General features: G+C 64.4%; 11 protein-coding genes. 4 read left to right on the top strand and 7 right to left on the bottom strand.

Annotated elements, in window-relative coordinates:
- Window positions 1-100 precede the first annotated feature (100 nt).
- The 3 genes from NLY44_RS23045 to NLY44_RS23035 all read right to left on the bottom strand — a co-directional run bounded on the left by NLY44_RS23045 (window position 101) and on the right by NLY44_RS23035 (window position 6,005).
- On the bottom strand, window positions 101-2,272 hold the full coding sequence (locus tag NLY44_RS23045) for a malate synthase G (protein WP_023673177.1): 2,172 nt from the start codon (window positions 2,270-2,272) through the stop codon (window positions 101-103).
- 448 nt (window positions 2,273-2,720) lie between these two features.
- Window positions 2,721-3,803 carry a transposase gene (locus NLY44_RS23040; protein WP_023805815.1) on the bottom strand — a complete coding sequence of 361 codons (1,083 nt, stop codon included), beginning with the start codon at window positions 3,801-3,803 and terminating at the stop codon, window positions 2,721-2,723.
- Window positions 3,804-3,983: 180 nt separating this feature from the next.
- Complete coding sequence (locus NLY44_RS23035; RefSeq protein WP_023805816.1) at window positions 3,984-6,005, bottom strand: hydantoinase/oxoprolinase N-terminal domain-containing protein; 2,022 nt, start codon at window positions 6,003-6,005, stop codon at window positions 3,984-3,986.
- Window positions 6,006-6,200: 195 nt separating this feature from the next.
- Here NLY44_RS23035 and NLY44_RS23030 point away from each other — a divergent pair, with 195 nt between their 5' ends.
- The 3 genes from NLY44_RS23030 to NLY44_RS23020 are packed head-to-tail and all read left to right on the top strand — an operon-like array spanning window position 6,201 to window position 8,184.
- Complete coding sequence (locus NLY44_RS23030; protein ID WP_023805817.1) at window positions 6,201-7,178, top strand: threonine ammonia-lyase; 978 nt, start codon at window positions 6,201-6,203, stop codon at window positions 7,176-7,178.
- 8 nt (window positions 7,179-7,186) lie between these two features.
- Window positions 7,187-7,567, top strand: a complete 381-nt coding sequence (locus tag NLY44_RS23025) for a nuclear transport factor 2 family protein (RefSeq protein WP_023805818.1) — start codon at window positions 7,187-7,189, stop codon at window positions 7,565-7,567.
- Window positions 7,568-7,584: 17 nt separating this feature from the next.
- Window positions 7,585-8,184: a DNA-3-methyladenine glycosylase gene (locus tag NLY44_RS23020; RefSeq protein ID WP_023805819.1), complete on the top strand. Its 600-nt coding sequence runs from the start codon at window positions 7,585-7,587 to the stop codon at window positions 8,182-8,184.
- A gap of 4 nt (window positions 8,185-8,188) precedes the next feature.
- On the opposite strand, the gene NLY44_RS23015 is transcribed toward NLY44_RS23020, so the two are convergent.
- The 4 genes from NLY44_RS23015 to NLY44_RS23000 are packed head-to-tail and all read right to left on the bottom strand — an operon-like array spanning window position 8,189 to window position 11,893.
- Entirely contained in the window at window positions 8,189-9,325 is a 1,137-nt protein-coding gene (locus NLY44_RS23015) for an ABC transporter permease (RefSeq protein ID WP_023805820.1), read from the bottom strand.
- Window positions 9,322-10,242, bottom strand: coding sequence for an ABC transporter ATP-binding protein (locus NLY44_RS23010; protein ID WP_023805821.1), 921 nt, complete (start codon window positions 10,240-10,242; stop codon window positions 9,322-9,324). Before NLY44_RS23010 ends, NLY44_RS23015 begins: the two co-directional genes overlap by 4 nt.
- Window positions 10,239-11,192, bottom strand: a complete 954-nt coding sequence (locus tag NLY44_RS23005; protein WP_023805822.1) for an HlyD family secretion protein — start codon at window positions 11,190-11,192, stop codon at window positions 10,239-10,241. Before NLY44_RS23005 ends, NLY44_RS23010 begins: the two co-directional genes overlap by 4 nt.
- Window positions 11,189-11,893, bottom strand: a complete 705-nt coding sequence (locus tag NLY44_RS23000; RefSeq protein ID WP_023805823.1) for a CerR family C-terminal domain-containing protein — start codon at window positions 11,891-11,893, stop codon at window positions 11,189-11,191. The genes NLY44_RS23005 and NLY44_RS23000 overlap by 4 nt, the downstream gene beginning before the upstream one ends.
- A gap of 92 nt (window positions 11,894-11,985) precedes the next feature.
- Here NLY44_RS23000 and NLY44_RS22995 point away from each other — a divergent pair, with 92 nt between their 5' ends.
- The gene (locus NLY44_RS22995; protein WP_023681278.1) at window positions 11,986-12,483 is read left to right on the top strand and encodes a CYTH domain-containing protein; all 498 of its coding nucleotides are present in this window, start codon (window positions 11,986-11,988) and stop codon (window positions 12,481-12,483) included.
- Window positions 12,484-12,528 lie beyond the last annotated feature (45 nt).

The following is a 12,528-nucleotide window of genomic DNA, read 5'->3' as shown; positions in this document are numbered from 1 at the left end:
TTGCTTGTAGTGTCGTCCGAAGGGAGTCGCCGCACTTCACGCAGGACCCCACCCGGCCCTTCGGGCCACCCTCCCCTCAAGGGGGAGGGAAATGCAGGCGCTAATTCGCCCGCTCTTTCGCCTTCAGCTCCAGCCGCCGTGCGTGCAGCACCGGTTCCGTATAGCCATTCGGCTGTTCGCGGCCTCTAAACACCAGGTCGCAGGCGGCGTGGAAGGCGATGGAATTGTCGAAATCGGTGGCCATCGGGCGGTAGAGCGGGTCGCCGACATTTTGGAGGTCGACGATCGCTGCCATGCGCCGCAGCGAATCCATCACCTGGATCTGCGAGCACACCTTGTGGTGCAGCCAGTTGGCGATGTGCTGCGAGGAGATGCGCAGCGTGGCGCGGTCTTCCATCAGGCCGACATCGTTGATGTCGGGCACTTTCGAGCAGCCGACGCCCTGGTCGATCCAGCGCACGACATAGCCAAGAATACCTTGCGCATTGTTGTCGAGTTCGCGCTGGATCTCGTCGGGGGTCCAGTTCGGCCGCACCGCCACCGGCACCGACAATATATCATCGAGCTTCGCCTTCGGCCGGCTCTTGAGCGCCGCCTGGACGGCATGGACATCGACCTTGTGATAGTGCGTGGCGTGCAACGTCGCCGCCGTCGGCGACGGCACCCAGGCGGTGCTGGCGCCGGCCTTGGGATGCGCGATCTTCTGTTCCAGCATCGCCGCCATCAGATCGGGCATCGCCCACATGCCCTTGCCGATCTGGGCATGACCGGCGAGCCCGCATTCGAGCCCGATATCGACATTCCACGCCTCATAGGCGGAGATCCAGGCGGCCTGCTTCATGTCGCCCTTGCGGATCATCGGCCCGGCTTCCATCGAGGTGTGGATCTCGTCGCCGGTGCGGTCGAGGAAGCCGGTGTTGATGAACACGACGCGTTCCTTGGCGGCGCGGATCGCCTCCTTGAGGTTGACGGTGGTGCGCCGCTCCTCGTCCATGATGCCCATCTTGATGGTGTTTGCCGCCATACCGAGCAGCGCTTCGACGCGGTCGAAAATCTCGACTGCGAAGGCGACTTCCTCCGGCCCATGCATCTTCGGCTTCACCACATACATCGAGCCCGCGCGGGAATTCATCCGACGCCCGTTGGCGCCGACATCGTGCAGCGCGATCAGCGCCGTCATCGCCGCATCCAAGATGCCTTCCGGCACCTCGTTGCCATCGCGGTCGAGGATGGCCGGATTGGTCATGAGGTGACCGACGTTTCGCACCAGCATCAGCGAGCGGCCAGGCAAGCTCAGCGCGCCACCACTGGGCGCGGTCCAGGCGCGGTCCGGATTGAGCTTGCGCGTGAAGGTTTTGCCGCCCTTGCTGATTTCCTCCGCCAGATCGCCCTTCATCAGGCCGAGCCAGTTGCGGTAGACGATGACCTTGTCCTCGGCATCCACCGCCGCGACCGAATCCTCGCAGTCCTGGATGGTGGTCAGCGCCGATTCCAGGATCACGTCGGCAATGCCGGCCGGGTCGGTGCGGCCGATCTGGTTGGTGCGGTCGATGAGGATCTCGATGTGCAGGCCGTTCTGGACCAGCAGGATGGCTTCCGGGTTGGCGCCGTCGCCGCGGTAGCCGGCAAATTGTTTCGGGTTGGCCAGTGTGGTGCCGCCGGCGCCGGCGCCGAGCCGCAAGGTGCCACCCGAAACCGTCAGCCCGTTCACGCCGGCCCATTTGCCCGAGGTGAGCGGCACGGACTCGTCCAGAAAACTCTTCGCCCAGGCAACCACCTTGGCGCCGCGCACGGGGTTGAAGCTTTTACCCTTCTCGGCGCCACCGGTCTCGGCAATGGCGTCGGTGCCGTAGAGCGCATCGTAGAGCGAGCCCCAGCGGGCATTGGCGGCGTTGATCGCATAACGCGCATTCATCACCGGCACCACCAGCTGCGGCCCGGCAACGGTGGCGATCTCGGGGTCGACATTGTCGGTCGACACGGAAAAGGCCGGCCCTTCGGGCACGAGATAGCCGATCTCACGCAAGAAGCTTTTGTAGGTCTCCATATCGATGGGCGCGCCATTGGCGCGGTGCCAGGCGTCGATCTGTTCCTGCATGGCGTCGCGTTTGGCCAACAACGCCCGGTTCTTCGGCGCGAGATCATGGACGATAGCCGAAAAGCCGTTCCAGAAGGCGTCGGCGGCAATGCCGGTACCCGGCAGCGCTTCGCCGACAAAGTCATGCAGTTCGCGGGCAATCCGCAATCCGGCGATCTCGACGCGATCGGTCATCAGGGCTTCTCCAGATGAAAGGCTTTGCGGCCTTTGGCATGTCAGGGGTGAAGGGTCAATTCAGCTTAGGGTGAAGGCGGGGAATTTGAAGCTGCTGATCTCTCCCCTCGTGGGGGAGATGTCCGGAAGGGCAGAGGGGGGCGCGAAGGAACGCAAACCTTTCCATGACCGATCGAAACAGGCCGAGTCGCGGGGTTGAGCGTCGATGAGAGGTCGGCGGGACAGCACCCCCCTCTGGCCTGCCGGCCATCTCCCCCTCAAGGGCATAGGCGCTAAGATAGCTTTGGCATGGACTGAAACTTGCGCTTTCGTGGTGGCTCACGCCAGCGATATCGCAAGGCACGGAGATTGTGGCGCAGGGTTGCCAAGGGAGGTTGAGCGAAGATCGCTGCGATCAGAGAGGCGACGATCTGGCGGGTGGCGCGCCACAGCAGCGGGCGCCCGTCGCTCAAGGGGGAGAGACACCCAACTCCTGCGAGAGGGGTTCGGTCACGAGCGCGATGAGGAAGTGTGCAAGGATCCAAGGCTTTGCGATCCTTGGGTCTTTGGCGGGAGGAGAGCGCAGCCCGATCAGGCTCTTCAGGCGCTTGAAGGCGAGCTCGATGCGCCAGCGCATGCGGTAGAGCTTGAGGACCGTATCGGCGGGAAACTCCTCCCGGTCAAGCGAGGTCACAAGCAGGACGAAGCCGGCCGCAATCAGCGTCTGCGGTTGAACCTTGTTGCCCTTGGCCCTGGCTTCCTTGTTGATTTTGCGCCGCGCTTCTTGTGCCGCGGCCTCGGATTTGCGCAAGGCGATCAGGCGCATCTTCACAGGCTCGCCCTTCTTGAGTGCCAGCCGGGCAGGCGTTTCGCAGACTTCCTCCCGGCAGCTCTCCAGGTAGCCGATGAGATCGAACGCCCTGCCGTTGGCGTCGAGCCATCGCGCGTTTTTCCACGACGCGCGCACAACAACATCGCCGCCTTGCGCCATCACCTTGGCGATCCGCTCGGCCTGCAGATAGGCGCGGTCACCGATGCGGATCTCGCCCGCCACCACCGGCACGCGGTCGATCAGCTCGGCCTCGCTCTGGTCGGTGATCTCGATGAAGTCGAACTGCTCGCGCTCAAGCTCGAAGGCGCAGTGCATGCGCCAAAGACCATTGTTCTTCTTCTCATACGCACCGGCCTTGGCAACCGCTGTCGCATCGAGGATGCGAACCAGCCGGCCTTTGGCCAAACCTGCATCCTCGCGCTTCAAAAGGTGCCCAATCAACTGCTGCAGCCATGGTCCTGCATTGCGCAGCCGGCCAAGCAACGCCACGTCCGAAATGTCGGCAATCCCGCTCGCCGCCGCCCAGGCCACGACGCCCCGCATGCCAACCTTGCCAAGGCAGTAAGCCAGTGTCAGGCGCAACAGATCGCTCGCCGACCTGACGCCCCGCGGGCGCAGGAACGCCTTCGTCTCGCGGGCACTTCCTGCGATCAACTCTTCGCCGCCCAGAAGCTCAATCGTCTCGGCCCAGCCGTCACCAACAAGCGATTCGTGTGTCATCGCAGTGTAGAATCACACCCGATTCCGCAGGGCAATACCTATCTTAGCGCCTATGCCCGTGCTGGGGGGAGATTGCCCTAAAGCGCGTCGCGCTGAACGGATTCATACGACGCGCTTTAAGTCTTTGTTTTGATGCATGTTGTTGTCCCAGAACCGCGGCACACTTCTGGGCGACATGCATTAAACCGCAATCCTCGGCCGACCCGATGCAACCGCCACCACATGCGCTTCGATAAACATCCGTTGGGCCTCAACCGTAGACACCTTGAACTCGGTCGAAACTTCTATCTCAGCGTTGTCGGTGCCGGCATTTTTCGCCCGCTCGGCCACAATCGCCCGCACATCAGCCTCCGCTGCCGCGATCGCCTCGGCCTCGTCCGTGAAGTCGCGCACCGTTTGCCCCGACGCCAAACGAAACAAACCTTCCCTGGGCTGGCTGACGCGGGCTTCGGCGGAGACGCGGACCTGGCCGACGACAGCGCCGAGCGCGTTGGCGACATCAGTATCCTCCGGCACCACGCACTCATTACCGACCAGCTCGGCCAAGCCGGCATAGTGCAGCGGCGCCGAGGCGCCGAGGCCAATGACCGGACGATCGAGCGCGACGCTGAGCCTTGCGATGCCGGGATGGGAATCGACGGCGCGCTGCACCAGCGCATGCGCGACGGTGGCGGCGCCATCCAGCCCATCCTCGGCAAAGGCTGTCTCCAGAATGTATTCGGCCGACCAGCGCGTGAGCGTCAGCAGCACGCGTTCGGAAATCACCTCCGGAGACGGCGCGATGTACTGGCCTCGCCCATCACGCTTGCGGGCAAACAGTTCGGCGCCGAGCCGGGCCGCAAGCGGGTCCCAGTTGGCCTGCTTGCCGAGCACATGGGCGGCGTCCGAGGGGGTGAAGCCCGAGATATGCACAAGACCGCGCGAGACCAGCCGGTTCAGCGTGGCGTTCTGGGCGTTCGAGGTGAGCAGCCTGTCGATGGCGAGCGGCACGGCACCAATCAGTTCATACAGTTTCGCCTCGGGCGCGGTCAGGCCGGCGGCGAGCCTGTCCGGCACGCCGGTGCGCAACGCAAAGCGGCCGTCCATGCGGCCGGGGTTGGGCGCCCTGAGCTGGCGCTCGAGCTCCGATGTCACGGAAACACCATGCATCATGCCGGCCAGCGCCAGTGGCACCAGGCGGCGCGGCCCGAGCAGGATCTTCGGATTGAGCGCGCCATCTTCCAGCGCCACCTCGGAATCGCCGCCGAGGCCGAAGGTGCGCATGGCGACCGCCTCGACCATGGTGCGGAAGCCGCCGACAGTGGCGCCTTCGGGATCGAGCCGGGGACGGCCGCCGTCGAGCACGGCGACATCGGTGGTGGTGCCGCCAATGTCGGACACCATGGCGTTGTCCAGGCCCGTCATGTGGCGGGCGCCGACCAGGCTGGCGGCCGGGCCGGAGAGGATGGTCTCGATCGGCCGCTGGCGTGCAAACGCCGCCGAAACCAGCGCGCCATCGCCGCGCACCACCATCAGGGGGGCTACGATGTTGCGGGCTTCCAAAAATCCTTCGGTTGCCGCCACCAGCCGGTCGATCATCGAGATCAGCCTGGCGTTGAGCAAGGTGGTGAGCGCGCGGCGCGGGCCGCCGAGCTTGGCCGACAATTCGTGGCTGGCGGTGACCGGCAGGCCGGTCTTTTCGCGGATGAGGTCGCGCGCGGCGAGTTCATGCGCCGGGTTGCGGGTGGCGAAATAGGCGCAGACGGCAAAGCCCGACACCGAGGCGCCGAGTTCAGGGAGTGCCGCTTCCAGACCCGACAGATCGAGCTTGGCTGCATTGCCGTGCACGTCATGGCCGCCCGGACAAAACACCACCGGATCGGTGCCGAGCGCGGTCTTCAGCCCGTCGCGGGCAAGGTCGCCTTCGGAAAAGCCGATCATGATGAGCGCCACACGCCCACCCTGGCCCTCGACCAGCGCATTGGTGGCGAGCGTCGTCGACATCGACACGAGTTTGATCGCGGACGGATCGGTGGCGGATTTTCCCATCACCGCATCGACCGCGCCGGAAATGCCGACAGCAAGATCGTGCCGCGTGGTCAGCGCCTTGGCCTTGGCCAGCACCTTGCCTTTTGGCCCGCCTTGTTCCGACCACAGCACGGCATCGGTATAGGTGCCACCGGTGTCAATACCGAGGAACAGGGGTTTTGGCTTGGCGGTCATGTCTGGCGGTCCGGGATTCTGCTCCCCCGCCCTTAGCCGATGCGGCCCGGCGGATAAAGGCGGGAGAGGTGGGCCAGTTTGACCCTCGTCGCCGCTCATGCCCGCCAAACTTTGTAACGGTCACATTTTTTCATTGGTGCGTGGCCTGCCTTTGCGTGCACCATGCGCCGATCTCATCCCTTTCAGGACTTCGCCATGACCACGCTTCCCGGCATCGCCGACATCCATGCCGCCGCCGCGCGGCTCTCCGGCCTGATCGCCGAAACGACCTTGATCGAATCGCTGGAACTCAACAAACGCTTCGGCGGCCGCATCCTGTTCAAGCCGGAGACGCTGCAGCGCACCGGCTCGTTCAAGTTCCGCGGCGCCTACAACAAACTGTCTTCGCTGAGCGAAGAAGAGCGCAGCCGCGGCGTCGTCGCCTTCTCCTCAGGCAACCATGCTCAGGGCGTCGCCGCGGCGGCTGCCATGTTCGGCGTCAAGGCGGTCATTGCCATGCCGGCCGACGCGCCGGCGATGAAGATCGCCAATGTCCGCAAGATGGGCGCCGAAGTGGTGCCGTTCGACCGCTTTCGCGACGACCGCATGACGGTGGTGCGACCCTACATGGACAAGGGCATGGTGCTGGTGCCTCCTTTCGACGATCCGGCCATCATCGCCGGCCAGGGCACGATCGGTCTCGAGCTGATCCGCCAGGCAAAAGCGCTCGGCGTCAGCCTCGATGCGGTCGTCATTCCCTGTGGAGGCGGCGGCCTGACGAGCGGCATTTCGATCGCCGTCAAGGATGCCTCGCCGGCCACAGCAGTCTGGGCCGTTGAGCCCGAGCATTTCGACGACACCCGCCGCTCGCTGATCGAAGGAAAAAGGGTTTCCAACGAGCCCGGCCACAGTTCGATCTGCGATGCCATCCTCACCGCAGAGCCCGGTGCCATCACCTTCGAGATCAACCGCAAGAACCTCGCCGGCGCCATCGCCGTCTCCGACAAGGCGGCCGCACAGGCGGTGCGCGACGCCATGGCCCATCTCAAGCTGGTGGTCGAACCCGGCGGCTGCGTGGCGCTGGCGGCGCTCTCGTCAGGCGAGATCGAACTGTCGGGCAAATGCGTCGCCGTCGTGCTGTCAGGCGGCAATGTCGATTTCACCACCTATGCCGAGATCATGGCTGCGGCCTGAGAACCGATATGGCAGACGCTGAGATAAGGGCGGCTCTGGATCGCCATTGGGCGGCCTGCGATGCCGATGATTTCGAGGCGGAGCATCAGATTTATCGCGACGACGCGGTGCTTGACTATCCCCAGTCAGGCGAGCGCATCAGCGGACGGCACAACATCCAGTTGTCGCGCGCCGCGCAGCCCAACCGGAAGCGCTTTGCCGTGCGGCGGATCACCGGGTCAGGCGACCTCTGGATCACCGAATATGTCCTGACCTATGACGGGATTCCGTCCTATACGGTGAGCATCATGGAGTTCGTCGATGGCAAGGTGGTTCGCGAAACCCAGTATTTCGGCGATCCGTTCGAGCCGGGGCAGTCGCGCGCGCAATGGGTCGAACGGATACCTTGAAACACGGCGGCGGTAGCATGACCGGCCACCATCCGCTCGATCGTGCCGAACTGCCTGATGATACGGCCGATCTCGCCCGCTATCTCATCGGCAAGCTCGTGGTGCGGGAGCTGCCGGAAGGCATCGTCAGCGGCCGTATCGTCGAGACCGAGGCCTATGTCACCGGCGACGCCGCCGGGCACGGCTATCGCGGCATGACGCCGCGCAACCGTTCGCTGTTCCTCGGGCCCGGACACGCCTACGTCTATCTCGCCTATGGGGTCTCCTGGATGCTCAATGTCTCGGGCGAGGGGCCGGGCACCGGCACCGGCGTGCTGATCCGGGCGCTGGAGCCGCTCGAAGGCATCGCCATCATGCGGCTGAACCGGGGCGTGGAGCGCCTGCGCGACCTGGCGCGCGGGCCGGGGCGGCTCGCCCAGGCATTGCGGATCGACCGTTCGCTGGACGGCCTCGATCTGTGCCGCCAAGGCCCGCTATGGCTGGCAGCCGACGAGCACGAGCCCGGCGACATCGGCCAAGGCATCCGCATCGGCATCACGAAGGATGCGGACCGCCCGCTGCGGTTCTATGTCAGGGGCAGTCCGTTCGTCAGCGGTCCGCCATCGCTCAATTCCTGAACGCTCAGTCGAGCGTGCGCCTGAACCGCACCAATGCGACGCCGGCAAACAGGGCCACGAACCCGACCAGCCAGGCGATCTCGCCCGCAACCGCCGGCAGTTCGGCGCCCTTCAGCATCACCGCGCGGGTGATGCGCAGAAAATGCGTCAGCGGAAAAATCTCGCCGAAGGTCTGCGCCCAGCCCGGCATGCCGCGATAGGGGAACATGAAGCCGGACAAAAGGATCGACGGCAAGAAGAAGAAGAAGGTCAGCTGCAGCGCCTGCATCTGCGTGCGGGCGATGGTCGAGATGGTGTAGCCAAGCAGCACCAGCGCCAGCACGAACACCAATACGGCTGTAAGCAGCAGCGACATCGAGCCGGTGAAAGGAATGGCGAACAGAAGCTTCGACGCCGCCAGCACCACCACCACCTGGACGCCGCCGACCACCAGATAGGGCAGCACCTTGCCCAGCATGATCTCGAACGGGCTGGACGGCATGGCGAGCAGGTTTTCCATAGTGCCGCGCTCGGTCTCGCGGGTCAGCGCGATCGAGGTCATCATCACCAGGGTCATCTGCAGGATGACGCCGAGCAGGCCGGGCACGATGTTGTATTGCGAGATGCCTTCCGGATTGTAGCGCTGGTGCACCACCACATCGAGCTGGCCCCTGGCGGCCTCACTCGCCGCCTCCTGCATGCCTTGCGCCCGAAGCAGCGCCTGGCTGGCCACTTTGCTTAGCGTCGAGATGGCGCCGCTGGCGGCGGCCGGGTCGGTTGCGTCGGCCTCGATCAGGATCTGCGGATTGTCGCCGCGCTCCACCCGACGGCCGAAATCGGCCGGGATGGTGACGACGAAGGCGACATCGCCGCGCGCCATCAGGAATTCAGCATGCTCGGCACTTTGCGCGACATGGTCGAAGCGGTAGTAGCCGGTCGTCTGCAGAGCCGCGACGATGGCGCGGGTGTAGGGGTCGTTGCTGGTCGCCACCAGTGCGGCAGGCAGGCTTTTGGGATCGTTGTTGATGGCGTAGCCGAACAGCACCAGCTGCAAAAGCGGCACGCCCAGCATCATGGCGAAGGTGATGCGGTCGCGCCGCATCTGGATGAATTCCTTGATCAGCAGCGCACCGAGCCTGGCGAAGGAGAAGACGCTGTTCATGCCATATTGTCCTTCGAGCCGGACATGAACTGGATGAAGACGTCCTCGAGGCTGGTCTCGCCGGGTTTTACGCTGACACCCTTGTGCTCCTTCTCGACATCGGCGAGCGCCTTTTCGAGCTTTGCCTTGTCGGAGCCGACGACATGCAGCGTCGCGCCGAACGGCGCCACCTGGTCGACGCCGGGCCGGTCCCTGAGTGCATCGGCGACCTGGTCGAGGCGCGGTCCCTGCAGCACGAAGGTGGTCAGACCGGCATTCGTCACCACCTCGTCCACCGTGCCGGTGGCCAGCATCTTGCCGTAGGAGATGTAGCTGATTCGGTGGCAGCGCTCGGCTTCGTCCATGTAGTGGGTGGACACCAGCACGGTCAGACCGCCGCTCGCCAGCCGGTGGATCTCGTCCCAGAATTCGCGCCGCGCCTTCGGATCGACGCCGGCGGTCGGCTCGTCGAGCAGCAGCAGCTTCGGCTTGTGCATGATGCAGGCGGCCAGTGCCAGCCGCTGCTTCCAGCCGCCCGACAGCGTGCCGGCGAGCTGGTTGCGGCGGCTCGTCAGGCCAAGCTCTTCCAGCGTTTTCGACACATGCTCCTCGACCGGCTTCAGCCGGTAGAGCCGCGCCACGAATTCGAGATTCTCGCCGATCGTCAAATCCTCGTAGAACGAGAATTTCTGCGTCATGTAGCCGACTTCGCGCTTGATGCGGAGCGACTCGGTGCGGATGTTGAAACCCAGCACCGTACCTTCGCCCTCGTCGGGCGTCAGCAGGCCGCACATGATGCGGATGGTCGTCGTCTTGCCGGACCCGTTGGGCCCGAGAAAGCCGACGATCTCGCCCTCTGCCACCTTCATCGTCACATGGTCGACGACAGTCTTGTCGCCGAAACGCTTGACCAGGCCATGAACGTCGATGGCGTTCATTTTGCGGAGGCCGCCAGCTCGACATCGACGATCTGTCCCGGCTGCAGCGCTTGCGCCTTGCCCTCAGGCCGCGCCTCGACGAGGTAGACCAGCTTCTGCCGGTTCTCGAGCGAGTAGATCACCGGCGGGGTGAATTCCGGGTCGGGCGAGACATAGCTGACGCGCGCCTTCACCTCCGGCCCGCAGCCGTCGCAATGGACGACAAGCAGCGTGCCGACCTTGATCGACGAGAACGCACTTTCCGGGACATAGACGCTGAGCTTTACCGCACCGTCCGGCAACATCGAAATGACAGGCGCGGTCGGACCGGCGGTGTCGCCGGGATTGCGGATGACGTCATTGATGCGGCCGGGCGAGGGTGCCGCCAGCACGCGCTTCGATAGCCGCCACTCAGCCTGTTCCAACGCCGACTGCGCCTGTTTGACCTGATTGTCTGCCGCCTTGATCGTTTCGGGACGCGCAGGCAGACCGCCGACGGCGAGGTTGGCCTGCGCCTGGCCGACCTGCGCATTGGCGGTCTCCAGCGTCGCGGCGGCGGTGTCGTAGTCGGCCTGCGTGCCGGCACCGCGCTTGAACAGGTCGGCGGCGCGGTCGTATTTGCGCTTGGCATCCGTGGCCTGGGCCTTGGCCATGTCGACCTCGGCCTTCAGCACCGCGATCTCCTCCGGCCGCTTGCCGATCTGCAGGTCGGCCAGCTGCGCCTGCGCCTGGGCGAGCGCGGCATCTGCCTGGGCGACGGCGATTTTTGCGTCGGCGCTTTCGAGAGTCACCACCGGCGTGCCTGATACAACACGGTCGCCGCGCTTGACCGCGACGGTCTCGACCTGCGCCACTTCGATCGGCGCCAGCAAGACATAGTCGCCCTCGACATAGCCGACGGCAAGCGGCGCTGCCGGCGCGCAGGCGCCGAACAGCTGGGCTGCGAGCGGCAGGGAACAGAGAAAACTCATCGCTTGCCCTCCTTGCGGGCGACCGGATTGCGGGCCGCCAGTATGGCGCCAAGATTGCTTGTGACCGCCGCCACCACCTTGGCGGCTTCGGTGTTACCGATCTCGCGCCAGCCCATACGACGCATCACTGCTTCGCGGCCGATGCGGAAATAGATGACCTGGCCGATCAGCGTGAAGACTACGAGCTTGGTGGCCTCGCTTTCGGCCGGCTCGCCCGTCGCCTGTTCCCAGATCTGGCAGAGGCGGCGATGCGTCGGTTCGAACACCCCGTCATAGATGCGGTCGAGGGCGGCCGTCGGATGCGACAACTCTCTAAGTACGAATTGTACGATCTCGCCAGCTTCCGGTCTGGCTACGATAAACGCCACCATCGCTTCCAGCGCGGCGAACAATTGTGCCCTCGCCGCCTCCGGGCCGGCTTGACCCGGCAATTGCGTGCCGCCGAGCGCCTGGCCGGCAACCGACTGGATGGTTTCGACGATGTGGTCGGCGGCGGCCGCGCGCAACCCTTCCTTGCCGCCGAAATGATAGGCGATCGAGCCGATGTTGGCCTTGGCCTCGGCGGCGATCTCACGCGTCGACGTGCCGTCGAACCCTTGCCGTCCGAACAGCTTGAGCGCCGAAAGCACGAGTGCGGCGCGCGTCTGCTCTGCGGGGGATGTCTCCTGGCGGGGCGTTTTATCGGCTACGGTTTTGATCATGCTGGGCACTTTAATCAATCGATTGATTAAAGTCAAATTGATTATCCGCGGCGGCTTGCCATGTCGGGCCGCAGACGCTTTAGTGCGCGGCCATGGGCAAGGAAGTCGAGCGCAAGTTCCTGGTCTCCAGCGCCGAATGGCTAGAAATGGCCGAGGCGAATATACGCATTCGCCAGTTCTATCTTGCCGCAGCACCTGGCCGCACCGTGCGCGTGCGCATCAGCGACGGCAGTTCGGCGAAGCTGACGCTTAAATTCGGCAGCAAGATCCGCGAGCGCGACGAATACGAATATGAAATTCCTCTGACTGATGCCGAGGAGATGCTGGCCTTCGCCATCGGACATGTCATCGAGAAGACACGCCACCATGTTAGGCATCGCGGCTATCTCTACGAAGTCGATGTTTTCGGCGGGATCCTAGCCGGCCTTGTGGTGGCCGAACTGGAGACGCCGGAGGATGTACCTGACGAAATGCTGCCTGATTGGCTCGGCCGCGAAGTGACCGGCGAGCAGAGATTTTACAACGCGTCGCTCGCCCTAGAGCCGGATGATTTTAGGTCGGGTCGACCTAAAATCGGAATCCGGCTCTAAATCAAAAGAGATGGACCATGATGTCGTCCGAAAACCGCTTCACAC

Source organism: Mesorhizobium sp. C089B (assembly GCF_030323125.1).
Classification (GTDB): Bacteria; Pseudomonadota; Alphaproteobacteria; order Rhizobiales; family Rhizobiaceae; genus Mesorhizobium.
Note: the sequence above shows the minus strand (reverse complement) of the source record. Positions and strands in the feature narration are given on the sequence as shown.

Excerpts from the sequence above, each read along its gene's own strand:
- NLY44_RS23040 (WP_023805815.1), bottom strand. The coding sequence starts at position 3,803 with ATGACACACGAATCGCTTGTTGGTGACGGCTGGGCCGAGACGATTGAG.
- NLY44_RS22995 (WP_023681278.1), top strand. The coding sequence starts at position 11,986 with ATGGGCAAGGAAGTCGAGCGCAAGTTCCTGGTCTCCAGCGCCGAATGG.
- NLY44_RS23025 (WP_023805818.1), top strand. The coding sequence starts at position 7,187 with ATGGCAGACGCTGAGATAAGGGCGGCTCTGGATCGCCATTGGGCGGCC.
- NLY44_RS23000 (WP_023805823.1), bottom strand. The coding sequence starts at position 11,893 with ATGATCAAAACCGTAGCCGATAAAACGCCCCGCCAGGAGACATCCCCC.
- NLY44_RS23030 (WP_023805817.1), top strand. The coding sequence starts at position 6,201 with ATGACCACGCTTCCCGGCATCGCCGACATCCATGCCGCCGCCGCGCGG.
- NLY44_RS23045 (WP_023673177.1), bottom strand. The coding sequence starts at position 2,272 with ATGACCGATCGCGTCGAGATCGCCGGATTGCGGATTGCCCGCGAACTG.
- NLY44_RS23035 (WP_023805816.1), bottom strand. The coding sequence starts at position 6,005 with ATGACCGCCAAGCCAAAACCCCTGTTCCTCGGTATTGACACCGGTGGC.
- NLY44_RS23020 (WP_023805819.1), top strand. The coding sequence starts at position 7,585 with ATGACCGGCCACCATCCGCTCGATCGTGCCGAACTGCCTGATGATACG.
- NLY44_RS23015 (WP_023805820.1), bottom strand. The coding sequence starts at position 9,325 with ATGAACAGCGTCTTCTCCTTCGCCAGGCTCGGTGCGCTGCTGATCAAG.
- NLY44_RS23005 (WP_023805822.1), bottom strand. The coding sequence starts at position 11,192 with ATGAGTTTTCTCTGTTCCCTGCCGCTCGCAGCCCAGCTGTTCGGCGCC.
- NLY44_RS23010 (WP_023805821.1), bottom strand. The coding sequence starts at position 10,242 with ATGAACGCCATCGACGTTCATGGCCTGGTCAAGCGTTTCGGCGACAAG.